Here is a 567-nt window from a genome sequence, read left to right on the forward strand (position 1 = left end):
TTCGCTCTTGAATAGAGGCGAGTTGCGCTTTCGCTTGGACCATTCGATCGTGTTTTGGTCCATAACGTTGCGCCAGTTCAGAAACGTTCTTCGCAGCTTGGGCTTCTGAAAGTTTCAAATCACGAATCTGAGCTTGATTGGCAAACTCGTCAATGGACAGCAGGCTATCAAGATTCTGAGAAGATTTTCTTTTTAGTAGTTGGATCAAGGTTTGCGCTTCGATGCGCTTATTGACAGCGGTATTGAGTTTACGGTTAAGCTCTTCTAGTTCGTTGGCGTAGATGTCGTCGATGCCGTTGATATCAATCAAGCCTTCTTTGAGCAAAAACTCTTGCAAAGCATGCTCTGATTTTTTTAAGCGCTCTTCGAGTTTTTGAGAGTTATTAGTCAGCCATGTTGCTGCATTTTGAGTCACTACGAGCTTGGCTTCGAAGTTGGCATCAATATAAGCCTGACCAACCGCGTTCGCGACTCTTGTTGCTAACTTTGGATCGGCAGAACGAAAGCTAATTCGCACTAACTGTGTGTTTCGAACAGGTTCAATTTCTAGCTTTCTTTTGAAGGCTT

At 43.9% G+C, this 567-nt stretch carries 1 pseudogene; it reads right to left on the reverse strand.

Annotation, left to right across the window (positions count from 1 at the left end):
• Window positions 1-567: pseudogene (locus R7Z49_RS26725) on the reverse strand (capsular biosynthesis protein); the annotation flags it as partial.

Origin of the sequence: Vibrio sp. 1562 (assembly GCF_033340155.1) — a bacterium.
In the GTDB taxonomy this organism is placed as follows: Bacteria; Pseudomonadota; Gammaproteobacteria; order Enterobacterales; family Vibrionaceae; genus Vibrio; species Vibrio alginolyticus.